The organism is Pseudomonas sp. ASL7, from assembly GCF_056680375.1.
In genome coordinates, this window is record NZ_CM155279.1 from 5,634,595 (window position 1) to 5,649,491 (window position 14,897).

General features: G+C 59.9%; 14 protein-coding genes. 8 read left to right on the forward strand and 6 right to left on the reverse strand.

Annotated elements, in window-relative coordinates; all coding sequences use genetic code 11:
* Positions 1 to 90: 90 nt before the first annotated feature.
* The 3 genes from AC1MDT_RS25965 (at position 91) to AC1MDT_RS25975 (ending at position 4,158) form a co-directional block, all read left to right on the forward strand.
* Positions 91 to 1,464: an MFS transporter gene (locus tag AC1MDT_RS25965; RefSeq protein ID WP_480419569.1), complete on the forward strand. Its 1,374-nt coding sequence runs from the start codon at positions 91 to 93 to the stop codon at positions 1,462 to 1,464.
* A gap of 11 nt (positions 1,465 to 1,475) precedes the next feature.
* Complete coding sequence (gene garD / locus AC1MDT_RS25970) at positions 1,476 to 3,029, forward strand: galactarate dehydratase (protein WP_480419570.1); 1,554 nt, start codon at positions 1,476 to 1,478, stop codon at positions 3,027 to 3,029.
* Positions 3,030 to 3,216: 187 nt separating this feature from the next.
* Positions 3,217 to 4,158 (forward strand): AEC family transporter, encoded by a 942-nt coding sequence (locus AC1MDT_RS25975; RefSeq protein ID WP_480419571.1) that lies wholly within the window; start codon positions 3,217 to 3,219, stop codon positions 4,156 to 4,158.
* A gap of 129 nt (positions 4,159 to 4,287) precedes the next feature.
* Here the strand turns inward: AC1MDT_RS25975 and AC1MDT_RS25980 are convergent, their stop codons facing one another.
* The 6 genes from AC1MDT_RS25980 to gatC all read right to left on the reverse strand — a co-directional run bounded on the left by AC1MDT_RS25980 (position 4,288) and on the right by gatC (position 9,505).
* Positions 4,288 to 4,668: a carboxymuconolactone decarboxylase family protein gene (locus tag AC1MDT_RS25980; protein ID WP_095129461.1), complete on the reverse strand. Its 381-nt coding sequence runs from the start codon at positions 4,666 to 4,668 to the stop codon at positions 4,288 to 4,290.
* A complete protein-coding gene (locus AC1MDT_RS25985) occupies positions 4,665 to 5,726 on the reverse strand; it encodes a calcium/sodium antiporter (RefSeq protein ID WP_480419572.1) in 1,062 nt (353 codons plus the stop codon). The genes AC1MDT_RS25980 and AC1MDT_RS25985 overlap by 4 nt, the downstream gene beginning before the upstream one ends.
* 50 nt (positions 5,727 to 5,776) lie before the next feature.
* On the reverse strand, positions 5,777 to 6,151 hold the full coding sequence (locus AC1MDT_RS25990; RefSeq protein ID WP_480419573.1) for a septal ring lytic transglycosylase RlpA family protein: 375 nt from the start codon (positions 6,149 to 6,151) through the stop codon (positions 5,777 to 5,779).
* A 142-nt stretch (positions 6,152 to 6,293) separates the two neighbouring features.
* Entirely contained in the window at positions 6,294 to 7,739 is a 1,446-nt protein-coding gene (gatB, locus tag AC1MDT_RS25995; protein ID WP_201114888.1) for an Asp-tRNA(Asn)/Glu-tRNA(Gln) amidotransferase subunit GatB, read from the reverse strand.
* 10 nt (positions 7,740 to 7,749) lie between these two features.
* Positions 7,750 to 9,201 (reverse strand): Asp-tRNA(Asn)/Glu-tRNA(Gln) amidotransferase subunit GatA, encoded by a 1,452-nt coding sequence (gatA, locus tag AC1MDT_RS26000; protein ID WP_480419574.1) that lies wholly within the window; start codon positions 9,199 to 9,201, stop codon positions 7,750 to 7,752.
* A gap of 16 nt (positions 9,202 to 9,217) precedes the next feature.
* Positions 9,218 to 9,505, reverse strand: coding sequence for an Asp-tRNA(Asn)/Glu-tRNA(Gln) amidotransferase subunit GatC (gene gatC, locus AC1MDT_RS26005; protein ID WP_480419575.1), 288 nt, complete (start codon positions 9,503 to 9,505; stop codon positions 9,218 to 9,220).
* Positions 9,506 to 9,715: 210 nt separating this feature from the next.
* On the opposite strand from gatC, the gene mreB reads away from it, so the two are divergent.
* The 5 genes from mreB (at position 9,716) to rng (ending at position 14,852) form a co-directional block, all read left to right on the forward strand.
* Positions 9,716 to 10,753: a rod shape-determining protein MreB gene (gene mreB, locus AC1MDT_RS26010; protein WP_002555108.1), complete on the forward strand. Its 1,038-nt coding sequence runs from the start codon at positions 9,716 to 9,718 to the stop codon at positions 10,751 to 10,753.
* Positions 10,754 to 10,944: 191 nt separating this feature from the next.
* A complete protein-coding gene (gene mreC / locus AC1MDT_RS26015) occupies positions 10,945 to 12,048 on the forward strand; it encodes a rod shape-determining protein MreC (RefSeq protein ID WP_480422868.1) in 1,104 nt (367 codons plus the stop codon).
* The gene (gene mreD / locus AC1MDT_RS26020) at positions 12,048 to 12,539 is read left to right on the forward strand and encodes a rod shape-determining protein MreD (protein WP_414909289.1); all 492 of its coding nucleotides are present in this window, start codon (positions 12,048 to 12,050) and stop codon (positions 12,537 to 12,539) included. Before mreC ends, mreD begins: the two co-directional genes overlap by 1 nt.
* Before the next feature lie 201 nt (positions 12,540 to 12,740).
* Positions 12,741 to 13,337: a Maf family protein gene (locus AC1MDT_RS26025; protein ID WP_480419576.1), complete on the forward strand. Its 597-nt coding sequence runs from the start codon at positions 12,741 to 12,743 to the stop codon at positions 13,335 to 13,337.
* 57 nt (positions 13,338 to 13,394) lie between these two features.
* On the forward strand, positions 13,395 to 14,852 hold the full coding sequence (gene rng, locus AC1MDT_RS26030) for a ribonuclease G (RefSeq protein ID WP_480419577.1): 1,458 nt from the start codon (positions 13,395 to 13,397) through the stop codon (positions 14,850 to 14,852).
* Positions 14,853 to 14,897: the final 45 nt, after the last annotated feature.

The window sequence follows — 14,897 nt, forward strand, 5'->3', positions numbered from 1 at the left end:
CGCGAGCAATCGAGCGTCGACCGGCTGCTCCTACAGGGGAATAAACAGTTTCACCCGCGCATAAAAATAATCAGTGGGAGTACATCCACCATGCAAGCGACCAAGCCGACCCACGTCCGCTATTTGATTTTGCTCATGCTGTTTCTGGTGACCACGATCAACTACGCCGACCGGGCCACTATCGCGATTGCGGGCTCCAACCTGCAAAAAGACCTCGGCATCGACGCGGTCACCCTCGGTTATATTTTCTCTGCGTTCGGTTGGGCCTACGTGGCCGGGCAAATTCCCGGTGGCTGGTTACTGGACCGTTTTGGCTCGAAAAAAATCTACGCGCTGAGCATTTTCACCTGGTCGTTGTTCACCGTGCTGCAGGGTTATGTCGGCGAGTTTGGTATGTCGACGGCAATCGTTGCGCTGTTCATGCTGCGCTTTTTGGTGGGCCTGGCCGAAGCGCCATCGTTTCCTGGCAACGCGCGCATTGTGGCGGCCTGGTTCCCGACGGCTGAACGCGGTACGGCATCGGCGATCTTCAACTCGGCTCAATACTTCGCCACCGTGTTGTTTGCACCGCTGATGGGCTGGATCGTCTACACCTTCGGCTGGCAGCATGTGTTCGTGGTCATGGGTGGCATTGGTGTTGTGTTCTCGCTGATCTGGCTAAAAGTTATCCACAGTCCGCGTCAACACCCGATGATCAACGAGGCCGAGTTCAAACACATCGCCGACAATGGCGGTCTGGTCGACATGGATCAGGATAAAAGCAACGGCAAAGGCCAGCGCGCCGACGGCCCGAAGTGGGGTTACGTGCGTCAGTTGCTCACCAACCGCATGATGCTCGGCGTGTACCTGGGCCAATACTGCATCAATGGCATCACTTATTTTTTCCTGACCTGGTTCCCGGTTTATCTGGTGCAAGAGCGCGGCATGACGATCCTCAAGGCGGGTTTCATCGCCTCGTTGCCGGCGATCTGCGGGTTCATCGGCGGGGTGCTCGGCGGCATCATTTCCGACTATTTACTGCGCAAGGGCCGCTCCCTGACGTTCGCCCGCAAAGCGCCAATCATCGGCGGTTTGTTACTGTCGACCACCATCGTTGCCTGCAACTACGTTGACGTTGAATGGGTGGTTGTCGGCTTCATGGCCCTGGCGTTCTTCGGTAAAGGCGTGGGCGCACTGGGCTGGGCGGTTGTCTCGGACACTTCACCGAAGCAGATTGCCGGTTTGAGTGGTGGCCTGTTCAACATGTTCGGCAATATCGCTTCGATCACCACCCCGATCGTCATCGGCTACATCATCAGCTCTACCGGCTCGTTCAAATGGGCGCTGGTGTTTGTCGGTTGCAACGCACTGGTCGCGGTGTTCAGCTACCTGGTGATCGTCGGCCCGATTAAACGTGTGGTACTCCAGGAACCGCCCATCAACGGTCCTGAAACAAATAACAAGTTATCTCAAGCGCATTCCTGAGGAGCGGCGTCATGCAATTGATTGAACATTCCGACTCGCCGCGCTACATCCGCCTGCACGAGCGGGACAACGTAGTGATCGTGGTCAATGACCAAGGCGTGCCGGCCGGCACCGAGTTTCCAGACGGGCTGGTCACCGTGGACTTCGTGCCGCAGAGCCACAAGGTCACCCTGGAAGACATTCCCGAGGGTGGCCAGGTGATTCGTTACGGCCAGACCATTGGCTACGCGCTGCAGCCGATTCCGCGCGGCAGCTGGGTCAAGGAAGATCAACTGCGCATGCCCACCGCGCCACCGCTGGACAGCCTGCCGCTGTCCACCGAAGTGCCGGCCGCGCAAGCACCGCTGGAAGGCTTTACGTTCGAGGGGTATCGCAACGCCGACGGCACCGTCGGCACGCGCAACATTCTTGGCATCACCACGACGGTTCAGTGCGTGACCGGTGTGCTTGCTCATGCGGTCAAGCGTATCAAGGATGAATTGCTGCCCAAGTACCCGAACGTCGATGACGTGGTCGCACTGACCCACAGTTACGGCTGTGGCGTGGCCATCACCGCCACCGACGCCTACATCCCGATCCGTACCGTGCGCAACCTGGCGCGCAACCCGAACCTGGGGGGCGAAGCGTTGGTGATCAGCCTGGGCTGCGAGAAATTGCAGGCCGGGCAAGTGATGCACGAAAACGACAGTTCAGTGGACTTGAGCGATCCATGGCTGTATCGCTTGCAGGATTCGAGTCATGGTTTCACCGAGATGATCGAGCAGATCATGGCGCTGGCCGAGACCCGTTTGAAGAAACTCGATCAGCGTCGTCGGGAAACCGTGCCGGCCTCCGAGCTGATCCTCGGCATGCAGTGCGGTGGCAGCGATGCGTTCTCCGGCATCACCGCCAACCCGGCGCTGGGTTTTGCTTCCGACCTGCTGCTACGGGCTGGCGCAACCGTGCTGTTTTCCGAAGTCACCGAAGTGCGTGACGCGATTTATCTGCTGACTTCCCGGGCGCAAACCAAAGAAGTCGCCCAGGAACTGGTGCGGGAAATGGACTGGTACGACCGTTACCTGGCCAAAGGCGAAGCGGATCGCAGCGCCAACACCACGCCGGGGAACAAGAAGGGCGGGTTGTCGAACATTGTCGAGAAGTCTCTCGGGTCGATCGTTAAATCCGGCAGCAGCGCCATCAACGGCGTGCTGGGCCCTGGCGAACGTTTCAAGCGCAAAGGGCTGATTTTCTGTGCGACCCCGGCCAGTGACTTTGTCTGCGGGACGTTGCAGTTGGCGGCAGGAATGAACCTGCATGTATTTACCACTGGGCGCGGCACGCCTTACGGTTTGGCGATGGCGCCGGTGGTGAAGGTATCGACCCGGACCGAGTTGGCGCAACGCTGGCCGGATTTGATCGACATTGATGCCGGGCGGATTGCGACCGGGCGGGCGTCTATTGAGGATCTCGGCTGGGAGTTGTTCCACTACTACCTGGACGTGGCCAGCGGCAAGAAGCAGACGTGGGCGGAGCAGCATAAGCTGCATAACGACATCACGCTGTTCAACCCGGCGCCGATCACGTAAGACCGAGTCGCCTGCATCGCGAGCAAGCTCGCTCCCACAGGGGAGCTTCTTTGTTGCACAAATTGTGTGAGCACCGAAGATCACTGTGGGAGCGAGCCTGCTCGCGAAGGCGGTCTACCAGACGCCAACGCCTCGGGTGGCTTATCATTAGCCCCCTAACGACGCTCACCCAAGGTTCCCCCCCTGCATGCTGGCTATCTTCCTCGAAACCCTGAACATCACCGCGCCGGTGTTTGCCATGCTGTTTCTGGGGGTGCTGCTCAAGCGCATCGATTGGATCAACGACAACTTCATCCACACAGCGTCGGCCCTGGTGTTCAACGTCACCATGCCGGCGTTGCTGTTTCTGGGCATCCTGCATGCCGACCTGCACGCCGCGTTGCAACCCGCGCTACTGATCTACTTCTCGGTCGCGACCCTGGTGTGTTTCGCCATTGCCTGGTGCTGGGCGATCTGGAAGTGCCCGCGAGAAGACCGGGGGATTTACACCCAGGGCGCCTTTCGCGGTAACAACGGCGTCATCGGTCTCGCGCTGGCCGCGAGCATGTACGGCGATTACGGGATTTCCCTCGGGGCGATTCTCGCTGCGCTGGTGATCCTGTTGTACAACACGCTGTCGACCATTGTGCTGGCGGTGTACAGCCCGGTGATCAAGTCCGACCCGTGGAGCATTTTCAAAAGTGTGATGATCAACCCGTTGATCATCAGCGTGATTGCGGCGGCGCCGTTTGCGTATTTCCAGATCGGCTTGCCGGGTTGGCTGGAAACGTCCGGCCAGTATCTGGCGCAAACCACGTTGCCGTTGGCGCTGATCTGCATCGGCGGCACGTTGTCGCTGGCGGCGTTGCGCGAAAGCGGCAACATGGCGCTGAGCTCAAGCCTGGTGAAGATGATCGGCCTGCCGGTGCTGGCAACCCTGGGGGCATGGCTGTGGGGCTTTCGTGGGGCGGAACTGGGGATTCTGTTTCTGTACTTCGGCAGCCCGACCGCCGCCGCCAGTTTTGTCATGGCCCGTCAGGCCAATGGCAATCATGAGCTGGCGGCAGCGATCATCGTGATCACCACATTGATGGCGGCGGTCACCACCAACATGGGGATCTTTTTGTTGCAGTGGGGCGGGTGGATCTGACTTCAGGATTTGCAGTGTTTTATCGGGCCTCTTCGCGAGCAGGCTCGCTCCCACATTTGGAATGCATTCCCCTGTGGGAGCGAGCCTGCTCGCGAAAGCAATCTTACAATCACTGCAATTGTCAGGTTGTTACTCCGGCTTCTGGTAGGTATCAATCACTTCCTGAGCCGCCCGAAATGCATCGATCGCTGCCGGTACGCCGGCGTACACCGCGCAATGCAGCAGCGCTTCGCGAATCTCTTCCACGGTGCAGCCATTGTTCAGCGCACCCCGCACGTGACCTTTCAATTCTTGCGGGCACTTCAGCGCAGTCAGTGCGGCGAGGGTGATCAGGCTGCGGGTTTTGAGTGGCAAGCCTTCGCGATTCCACACGCCGCCCCAGGCGTGTTCATTGACGAAGTCCTGCAATGGCTGGGTGAACTCGGTGGCATTGCCCAGTGCGCGGTCGACGAAGGCGTCACCCATCACTTGGCGGCGCACTTCAACGCCGGGCTTTTTATTGTCGGTCATGGCAATTCCTTCTTGTGGTGTTGGCGACGCCAGGCGCGCAGCGACGTGAACAGCAAAAACGCCACCAGCGCCGGCAGGACGAAAAACAGCATCAGGTGTTCAAGCTTGCCGGCCAGTGGCATGCCGGTGGTGAACGACACCACGTGCAGACCGTAAGCCAGGTACAACCCCAAAAACAGCAGGCCTTCGGCGCGAGTCACCCGGTACCCGGAATAGAACACCGGCAGGCACAGCGTCGCGACACCGAGCATCACCGGCAGGTCGAAATCCAGGGCGTTGGGCGATACCGATAGCGGCGACGGTGCGATCAGCGCGGTCACGCCGAGCACGCCCAAGAGATTGAACAGGTTGCTGCCGATCACGTTGCCCACGGCGATTTCCCGTTGACCGCGCAATGCCGCGATCAACGAAGTGGCCAACTCTGGCAGTGAGGTGCTGATGGCGACGATGGTCAAGCCGATGATCCGCTCCGATAGCCCCAGGTCGGTGGCGACCGAAACCGCCGCGCCCAGCAACAAGTGCCCGGCGTAGATCAGCATCGCCAATCCGCCGATGATCATCAGCAGGCTGCTGACCCAGGGCACTTGGTGGCCTTCCTGAGCACTGGATTGCGGGCGGGCCGAGTGCCGCGACTGGCGCAGCAACAAGCCCAGACACAGCGCCAGGGCGGCCAGCAGGATTATCCCGTCTGTCCGGGACAATTCTTCATTCCACGCCAGGACGAACACCAGCAGGCTGGCGCCGATCATCAGTGGAATATCCAGGCGCACCAATTGCCGTGAAACCCGTAGCGGAATGATCAGCGCCGAGAGCCCAAGGGTGACGAGGATGTTGAAAATGCTGCTGCCGATCACGCTGCCGACGGCGATGTCGGCGTTTTGCGCCAGGGTGGCTTGCAGGCTGACTGCCATTTGCGGCGCGCTGCTGCCGAGGGCGACAATCGTCAGGCCGATGATCAGCGGCCGCACATGCAGGCGCGCGGCGAGGCGCACGGCGGCGCGCACCATCAGCTCGGCGCCGGCGATCAATAGAAACAAGCCGCTGAGCAATTCAATCACGCTGAGCAGCGGTATATCGGCAAGTCCGAAAATAGTCGGGGCTCCGGCGTTCAGTTGTCGAGGGCTTGTACACGAACCCGTGCGGTGCCACTGCCCAGCATGCCCAACTTCTCGGCTGCCTCATGAGACAGGTCGATCAGCCGTCCACGAGTGTGAGGCCCGCGATCGTTGATACGGACGACGCAGGACTTGTCGTTGTTCAGATTGGTGACCTTCACCCGCGTACCGAATGGCAACTGGCGATGGGCGGCGGTCAGAGAATTCTTGTCGAAACGCTCGCCGCTGGCGGTGCGTTTACCTTGGTGTTTGGCCCCGTAATAGGACGCCATACCGGTCTTGTCATAGCCGTGCGGATCGACGGTTTCGTTACTCGCACAACCGGCCAGCAGCGAGAGCAGGGCGCAGGCGCCAAGTAGACGCTTCATAGTAGGCTTCCCCGAAACAACTGTAGGAGCAAGCTTGCTTGCGATGGTGTGTCAGCTAAGTTGATGTCGGCTGATACTCCATCGCGAGCAAGCTCGCTCCTACAAGGATTTGAGCCAGGCATTAAATCTGGCTCCATGCTCATCAGCCTTCGAGCTTGCTTTTCAGCAGTTCGTTAACCTGTTGCGGGTTCGCCTTGCCTTTTGAAGCTTTCATGGCCTGGCCGACGAAGAAGCCGAACATCTTGCCGCGTTTGGCTTCGTCTGCCGCGCGGTACTGTTCAACCTGTTCCGCGTTGGCCGCGAGCATTTCATCCAGCACCGCCGAGATCGCGCCCGTGTCGGTGACTTGCTTCAGGCCGCGCTTGTCGATGATCTCGTCCGCACTGCCTTCGCCGTTGGCCATGGCTTCAAACACCACTTTGGCGATTTTGCCGGAGATGGTGTTGTCGGTGATGCGCAGCAGCATGCCGCCCAGTTGCTCGGCCGAGACCGGTGACTGGTCGATGTCCAGGCCCTGTTTGTTCAACAGGCTGCCCAGCTCAACCATTACCCAGTTGGCCGCCAGTTTGGCATCACCGCCGATGCTCACGACTTTCTCGAAGTAATCGGCTTGCTCGCGACTGGTGGCCAGGACGCTGGCGTCGTAGACCGACAGGCCGAACTGCGCCTGGAAGCGCTCGCGTTTCTGCGGTGGCAGTTCCGGCAGGGTGGCGCGCACGTCGTTGAGGAACGAGTCTTCGATGACCACTGGCAGCAGGTCCGGATCCGGGAAGTAACGGTAGTCGTTGGCTTCCTCTTTGCTGCGCATCGGACGGGTTTCGTCCTTGTTCGGATCGTACAGGCGAGTCTGCTGGATCACTTTGCCGCCGTCTTCGATCAGTTCGATCTGACGCTGCACTTCGGTGTTGATCGCCTTCTCGATGAAACGGAACGAGTTGACGTTCTTGATCTCGCAGCGTGTGCCGAATTCGGCCTGGCCCTTTGGACGGATCGACACGTTGCAGTCGCAACGCAGCGAGCCTTCGGCCATGTTGCCATCGCAGATGCCGAGGTAGCGCACCAGCGCATGGACCGCCTTGACGTAAGCCACGGCTTCCTTGGCGCTGCGCATGTCCGGCTCGGAAACGATTTCCAGCAGCGGTGTGCCGGCACGGTTCAGGTCGATACCGGTGGCACCGGTGAATTCTTCGTGCAGGCTTTTACCGGCGTCTTCTTCCAGGTGCGCGCGGGTGATGCCGACGCGTTTGACCGTGCCGTCTTCCAAGGCGATGTCCAGGTGGCCCTTGCCGACGATCGGCAATTCCATCTGGCTGATCTGGTAGCCCTTCGGCAGGTCGGGGTAGAAATAGTTTTTACGGGCGAACACGTTGTGCTGGCCGATCTCGGCATCGATGGCGAGACCGAACATCACAGCCATGCGCACCGCTTCCTGGTTCAGCACCGGCAGTACGCCGGGCATGCCCAGGTCTACCAGGCTGGCCTGGGTGTTCGGCTCGGAACCGAACGTGGTGGAGCTACCGGAAAAGATTTTCGACCGGGTGGTGAGCTGGGTATGAATCTCCAGCCCGATCACGACTTCCCATTGCATGTGTTTCTCCTCAGAAGCCGGTTGGGGTGCGGGTGTGCCAGTCAGTGTTGAGCTGATACTGATGGGCAACGTTCAACAGGCGACCTTCCTGGAAATACGGGGCAAGCAGCTGCACGCCGACCGGCAGGCCGTCGACGAAACCGGCAGGCATGGATAAGCCCGGCAGACCCGCGAGGTTGGCGGTGATGGTGTAGACGTCTTCCAGGTACGCAGCGACCGGGTCGCTGTTTTTGGCACCGAGCTTCCAGGCCGGGTTCGGCGTGGTTGGGCCGAGGATGATATCGACCTCGTTAAACGCAGCCATGAAGTCGTTCTTGATCAGGCGGCGGATCTTCTGCGCCTTCAGGTAGTAGGCGTCGTAGTAACCGGCCGACAGCGCGTAGGCACCGACCATGATCCGGCGCTGTACTTCCGGGCCGAAACCTTCGCCACGGGAGCGTTTATACAGGTCGATCAGGTTTTTCGGGTCTTCGCAGCGGTAGCCGAAACGCACACCGTCGAAACGCGACAGGTTGGACGAGGCTTCCGCCGGGGCAATCACGTAGTACGCAGGAATGGCGTGCTGCATGTTCGGCAGGCTGATTTCCTTGGCCACGGCACCGAGCTTTTCCAGTTCCTTGACGCTGTTGTGGATCAGCTCGGCGATGCGCGGGTCAAGACCGGCGCTGAAATATTCCTTCGGTACGCCGATGCGCAGGCCTTGCAGCGAACCGTTGAGGCTGGCGCTGTAATCAGGCACTGGCTCGTCGATGCTGGTGGAGTCCTGTGGGTCGAAACCGGCCATGCCTTGCAGCAGGATGGCGCAGTCTTCGGCGGTGCGCGCCAATGGGCCGCCCTGATCGAGGCTGGAGGCGTAAGCGATCATGCCCCAGCGCGAAACGCGACCGTACGTCGGTTTCAGGCCCGTGAGGTTGGTCAGTGCGGCGGGCTGACGGATTGAACCGCCCGTGTCGGTGCCGGTCGCCGCCGGCAACAGACGAGCGGCAACGGCAGCCGCGGAGCCACCGGACGAACCGCCCGGAACGTGTTCGAGGTTCCACGGGTTTTTCACGGCGCCGTAGTAGCTCGACTCGTTGGCCGAACCCATGGCGAATTCGTCCATGTTGGTCTTGCCGAGCGTTACCGCGCCAGCAGCGGCCAGCTTGGCAACCACGGTGGCGTCGTACGGGGCTTTAAAGTTGTCGAGCATCTTCGAGCCACAGCTGGTGCGGATGCCTTGGGTGCAGAACAGGTCTTTGTGGGCGATCGGCGCGCCGAGCAGGGCACCGCTCTCACCCTTGGCCCGGCGTGCGTCAGCGGCTTTCGCCTGCTGGAGCGCCAGGTCTTCGGTGAGGCTGATGAAGCTGTTGAGCTGCGGATCGAGCTGGGCGATACGCGCCAGCAGGACCTTGGTCAGCTCTTCGGAAGAAAACTTTTTATCGGCGAGTCCGCGAGCGATCTCGGCCAGAGTCAATTGATGCATTGCAGGCTCTTTCCCTTTAGTCGATGACTTTCGGAACCAGGTACAGGCCGTTTTCGACCGATGGCGCGATGGATTGATAGGCCTCGCGATGATTGGTCTCGGTCACGACGTCTGCACGCAGGCGCTGGTTGGCTTCCAGTGGGTGGGCGAGCGGCTCGATACCGTCGGTATTGACCGCCTGCATTTCGTCGACTAGCCCGAGGATGCTGTTCAGGGCCGAAGTGATGTGTGGAAGATCGGCATCATTGAGGCCAAGGCAGGCCAGATGAGCGATTTTTTCCACGTCGGAGCGTTCAAGCGCCATGGGAATCTCCAGTGGAAAACAGAACGGACGGCGTCCGTGTGTTAGATTGTCGGAACACTACCGCATTTCTACGGTCATAAGGCCGCGATTGTGGGGGTTGGTGCACAGAAAAGCGGCCAATTTAACATATTGGCGCCTTGCCCAAAATCCCTGTCGTTGTTAGAGTTTGCCGCACTTTTTTACCCACGCGTTGCCTAGGGTCCCTTTCCCATGTTCAAGAAACTGCGTGGCATGTTTTCCAGCGATCTTTCCATTGACCTGGGCACTGCCAACACCCTTATTTACGTGCGCGAGCGCGGTATCGTCCTGAATGAGCCCTCCGTTGTGGCTATTCGGACACACGGTAACCAGAAAAGTGTCGTTGCTGTCGGCACCGAAGCCAAGCGCATGCTCGGCCGAACGCCAGGCAACATCGCTGCCATTCGTCCGATGAAAGACGGCGTGATCGCCGACTTCAGCGTCTGCGAAAAGATGCTGCAATATTTCATCAACAAGGTTCACGAAAACAGCTTCCTGCAGCCTAGCCCTCGCGTGCTGATCTGCGTTCCGTGCAAATCCACCCAGGTTGAGCGTCGTGCCATCCGTGAATCGGCCCTCGGTGCCGGTGCCCGCGAAGTATTCCTGATCGAAGAGCCGATGGCCGCTGCGATCGGTGCCGGCCTGCCGGTTGAAGAAGCGCGCGGTTCGATGGTTGTCGATATCGGTGGCGGTACCACTGAAATCGCACTGATCTCCCTGAACGGTGTGGTCTACGCCGAATCCGTACGGGTTGGCGGCGACCGTTTCGACGAAGCGATCATCACTTACGTGCGTCGCAACTACGGCAGCCTGATCGGCGAATCCACCGCCGAGCGCATCAAGCAGGAAATCGGTACGGCCTACCCGGGCGGCGAAGTTCGTGAAGTCGACGTGCGCGGCCGTAACCTGGCCGAAGGCGTTCCACGCGCATTCACCCTGAACTCCAATGAAGTGCTGGAAGCTCTGCAAGAGTCGCTGGCCACCATCGTTCAGGCTGTGAAAAGTGCCCTGGAGCAATCGCCTCCGGAACTGGCTTCCGATATCGCCGAGCGTGGTTTGGTACTGACCGGTGGTGGCGCCTTGCTGCGCGACCTCGACAAGCTGCTGGCCCAGGAAACCGGACTGCCGGTCATCGTTGCCGAAGACCCGCTGACCTGCGTCGCTCGCGGCGGTGGTCGTGCCTTGGAAATGATGGATAAGCACACCATGGACCTGCTATCGAGCGAGTGATCTCGCCCGATGCACCTATGCTGTTGAGCGCGCAGGCAGCACTTTGCAGTGCTGCCTGTTGGCGTTTATCTTCTGTCAGTCTGCATCCAGGCCGGTTTGATGCCGTATGAATAAAGAACACATTTGCCTGGGAGGAGCGGCTTATTAAACCGCTTTTCACCAAAGGCCCCTCATTGGGCGTGCGCGTATTAGTGCTGGTCGTGCTATCGGTCGCGCTGATGGTGGTCGATGCCCGCTTCACACTGCTCAAGCCAGTGCGTAGCCAGATGTCGCTGGTACTGATGCAGTCTTACTGGATCACCGACCTACCGCAGCGGCTGTGGCAAGGTGTGGCCAGCCAATTTGGCAGCCGTACCGAGCTCGTTGCCGAAAACGAAAAACTCAAAACCGAAAACCTGCTATTGCAGGGGCGCATGCAAAAGCTGGCCGCCCTCACCGAGCAGAACGTACGGCTGCGCGAGTTGCTCAACTCCTCCGCGCTGGTCAACGAGAAGGTCGAAGTGGCCGAATTGATCGGCATGGACCCCAATCCCTTTACCCACCGCATCATCATCAATAAAGGTGAGCGCGACGGTGTGGTCCTCGGCCAGCCGGTGCTCGATGCCCGTGGCCTGATGGGGCAGGTGGTCGAGTTGATGCCCTACACCTCCCGCGTACTGCTGCTGACCGACACCACTCACAGCATTCCGGTGCAGGTGAACCGCAACGGCCTGCGGGCGATTGCCAGCGGCACCGGGAACCCGGAACGTCTCGAACTGCGCCACGTGGCCGACACTGCCGATATCAAGGAAGGCGATCTGCTGGTCAGCTCTGGCTTGGGTCAGCGTTTCCCGGCGGGTTACCCGGTGGCAACGGTCAAGGAGGTGATCCACGATTCCGGTCAGCCGTTTGCCATTGTCCGCGCCGTGCCGACTGCAGCCCTTAACCGCAGCCGTTACCTGCTGCTGGTGTTCAGCGATGGTCGCACCGCCGAAGAGCGTGCCAACGACGCTGCCCAGGCCCAGGAAGCGCTGGACCAGCACGGCGGTGGGCCGATGATCCCGGCGACCGTGCCGAAACCGGCCCTCGTCCCGGCTGCCGTTGCGCCTGCAGCTCCTGCAGCAGGCGCACCTGCTGCACCTGCTGCACCTGCCGTTACCACTCCGGCCAAGCCGGCGGCCACTCATGGCGCTGCGAAACCTGCCGCGACCAAGCCACCTGCGTCGGCCAAGCCGCCAGCAGCTCAACCCGCTGCCGCCAAGCCCGCTGCCAAACCGCCTGTCACCGTGCCGGCGACCACTGGGGGACGAGAATAATGCCGGGTGCTACTTCATCCCGAAACGGCTGGATAGTCTGGCTGACGTTTGCCGTCGGTCTGCTACTCAGCGTTTCACCGCTGCCGCAATTCATGGAAATCCTCCGTCCGCTATGGCTGGCCTTGCTGCTGGCATTCTGGGCGTTGGCCTTGCCGCAGAAAGTCGGCATGGTCACCGCGTGGTGCCTGGGCCTGGCTGAAGACGTGCTCTACGGCACCCTACTGGGTCAGAACGCGTTGATCCTGACACTCATTACGTTTCTGGTGCTGTCGTTGCAGCAGCGCCTGCGCATGTTCCCGATGTGGCAACAGTGCCTGGTGATTCTGGTGATTTTCGGCCTCGCGCAGCTGGTTCAACTTTGGCTCAGCGCCTTGACCGGCAATCGTCAGCCGACGCTGGCACTGGTGCTTCCAGCATTGGTCAGTGCGCTGCTCTGGCCATGGATCAGCTTTGGTTTGCGTGGATTGCGCCGACGCTACAAAATTAATTAATTCGGTCAGGCATTTGCCCGCACCGGTGCCCTGTCTCGCAAATACGTTTCTTTTTGGCGAGCGGCTGTTGTTGCCAGACAAGGCGCCGCGACGAGTCATAGCTCGCTATGGCGAGGAGCGGCAACGCAGTATGGCAACAACAGACGTCGCCAAAAAGGAACAGTATTTGTGAGACAGGGCACTAGACAAGGAGATGTCTTGATGAAACAGCTGTACCTCGCCTCAGGCTCGCCGCGTCGGCGTGAACTGCTCACGCAGATCGGCGTGCCATTCTCCGTCATCAGCGCGGACATCGATGAAACCCCTTTGACTCAAGAATCCCCTGCGGCCTATGTCGAGCGCCTGGCGCGCGGCAAGGCCGAGGCCGGACGCGGCTCGGTCGTGTCCGATACAGACTTTTGCGTAATGGGCGCCGACACTGCAGTAGTACTGAATGGAAAAATTCTCGGCAAGCCGGTTGATGAAGCCGACGCATGCGCCATGCTGATGATGCTGTCCGGTCATGAACACGAAGTCCTGACGGCCATTGCAGTGCTCGACGGTGAGCGTTGCGAATCGCGGGTGGTGCGCAGTCTGGTGCGTTTTCGCCAGATCAGCGCCCAGCAAGCAGCGGCCTACTGGGCCAGCGGCGAACCACGAGACAAGGCCGGCGGCTATGGCATTCAAGGACTGGGCGCGGTGTTTGTCGCCGGGCTCAATGGCAGCTATTCGGCGGTGGTCGGATTGCCGCTGTGCGAAACCTTCGAGCTGCTCGGTCGTTTCGGCATACCCTGTTGGCAAACCCTTAACGCGCGCTAAGCGTCGTACTGACCAGATGCGGCCATTATCGTGAATATGCTTGAGCGAGACCCTGCCATGAGTGAAGAGATCCTGATCAACATCACGCCGATGGAATCGCGCGTGGCGGTGGTCGAAAACGGTGTCCTGCAAGAGGTCCATGTCGAGCGCACGCAAAAGCGCGGGATCGTTGGCAACATTTACAAAGGAAAGGTTGTACGGGTATTGCCGGGCATGCAGGCGGCGTTCGTCGACATCGGCCTGGACCGAGCTGCGTTCATTCATGCCTCGGAAATTTCCATGCGCGAAGGCCCTGCGGTAGAGAGCATCAGCGCGCTCGTTCACGAAGGCCAAAGCCTGGTGGTGCAAGTCACCAAGGACCCGATCGGCTCCAAAGGCGCGCGCCTGACGACTCAGCTGTCGATTCCGTCGCGTTATCTGGTGTACATGCCGCGCACCGCACATGTCGGCATTTCGCTGAAGATCGAAGACGAAGCCGAGCGTGAACGCCTCAAGCAAGTGGTCACTGACTGCGTGGCCAAAGAGGGCATCAAGGAAGCCGGTGGTTTCATCCTGCGTACCGCCGCCGAGGGTGCGGGAGCCGATGAGATCCTGATGGACATCCGCTACCTGCGCCGTCTGTGGGATCAGATCAATGCCCAGATCCTGACCATCAGTGCACCGAGTGTGATCTACGAGGATCTCGGCCTGGCACTGCGTACCTTGCGTGACCTGGTGAGCCCGAAAATCGAGAAGATACGGATCGACTCCCGGGAAACCTTTCAGAAAACCACGCAGTTCGTCGCCGAACTCATGCCGGAAATCGCCGATCGTCTTGAGCACTACCCGGGCGAGCGCCCGATTTTTGATTTGTACGGCGTCGAGGATGAAATCCAGAAAGCGCTGGAACGCAAAGTCCCGCTGAAGTCCGGCGGGTATCTGGTGGTCGATCCGGCAGAAGCCATGAGCACCATTGATGTCAACACCGGCGCGTTCGTCGGTCATCGCAACCTCGAAGAAACCATCTTCAAGACCAACCTCGAAGCCGCGACCGCCATCGCTCGGCAATTGCGCCTGCGTAACCTGGGCGGGATCATCATCATCGACTTCATCGACATGGAAGATGAAGAGCATCAACGCCAAGTGCTACGTACGCTCGAAAAGCAGCTGGAGCGCGATCACGCCAAGACCAACATCATCGGCATTACCGAGTTGGGCCTGGTGCAGATGACCCGCAAGCGCACCCGCGAAAGCCTTGAACAAGTGCTGTGCGAGCCCTGCAGCAGTTGCCAGGGGCGCGGAAAATTGAAGACGCCAGAAACCGTTTGCTACGAGATTTTCCGCGAAATCCTCCGCGAGGCTCGCGCCTATCAGGCGGAAGGCTATCGTGTATTGGCGAACCAGAAAGTTGTCGACCGTTTGCTCGATGAAGAATCAGGTAACGTCGCTGAGCTCGAAGGCTTTATCGGACGCACCATTCGGTTCCAGGTGGAAACCATGTATTCCCAGGAACAATACGACGTGGTGCTGCTCTGAATCGCTTGGTTTTAATCCGACTGAAACGGCTGGCTTCAGCTTTTT

What these genes read in the sequence shown, in the direction of transcription:
- AC1MDT_RS25965 (WP_480419569.1), top strand. Translation starts at nt 91, where the DNA reads ATGCAAGCGACCAAGCCGACCCACGTCCGCTATTTGATTTTGCTCATG.
- garD (WP_480419570.1), top strand. Translation starts at nt 1,476, where the DNA reads ATGCAATTGATTGAACATTCCGACTCGCCGCGCTACATCCGCCTGCAC.
- AC1MDT_RS25975 (WP_480419571.1), top strand. Translation starts at nt 3,217, where the DNA reads ATGCTGGCTATCTTCCTCGAAACCCTGAACATCACCGCGCCGGTGTTT.
- gatA (WP_480419574.1), bottom strand. Translation starts at nt 9,201, where the DNA reads ATGCATCAATTGACTCTGGCCGAGATCGCTCGCGGACTCGCCGATAAA.
- rng (WP_480419577.1), top strand. Translation starts at nt 13,395, where the DNA reads ATGAGTGAAGAGATCCTGATCAACATCACGCCGATGGAATCGCGCGTG.
- gatB (WP_201114888.1), bottom strand. Translation starts at nt 7,739, where the DNA reads ATGCAATGGGAAGTCGTGATCGGGCTGGAGATTCATACCCAGCTCACC.
- mreB (WP_002555108.1), top strand. Translation starts at nt 9,716, where the DNA reads ATGTTCAAGAAACTGCGTGGCATGTTTTCCAGCGATCTTTCCATTGAC.
- AC1MDT_RS26025 (WP_480419576.1), top strand. Translation starts at nt 12,741, where the DNA reads ATGAAACAGCTGTACCTCGCCTCAGGCTCGCCGCGTCGGCGTGAACTG.
- mreD (WP_414909289.1), top strand. Translation starts at nt 12,048, where the DNA reads ATGCCGGGTGCTACTTCATCCCGAAACGGCTGGATAGTCTGGCTGACG.
- gatC (WP_480419575.1), bottom strand. Translation starts at nt 9,505, where the DNA reads ATGGCGCTTGAACGCTCCGACGTGGAAAAAATCGCTCATCTGGCCTGC.
- AC1MDT_RS25980 (WP_095129461.1), bottom strand. Translation starts at nt 4,668, where the DNA reads ATGACCGACAATAAAAAGCCCGGCGTTGAAGTGCGCCGCCAAGTGATG.
- AC1MDT_RS25990 (WP_480419573.1), bottom strand. Translation starts at nt 6,151, where the DNA reads ATGAAGCGTCTACTTGGCGCCTGCGCCCTGCTCTCGCTGCTGGCCGGT.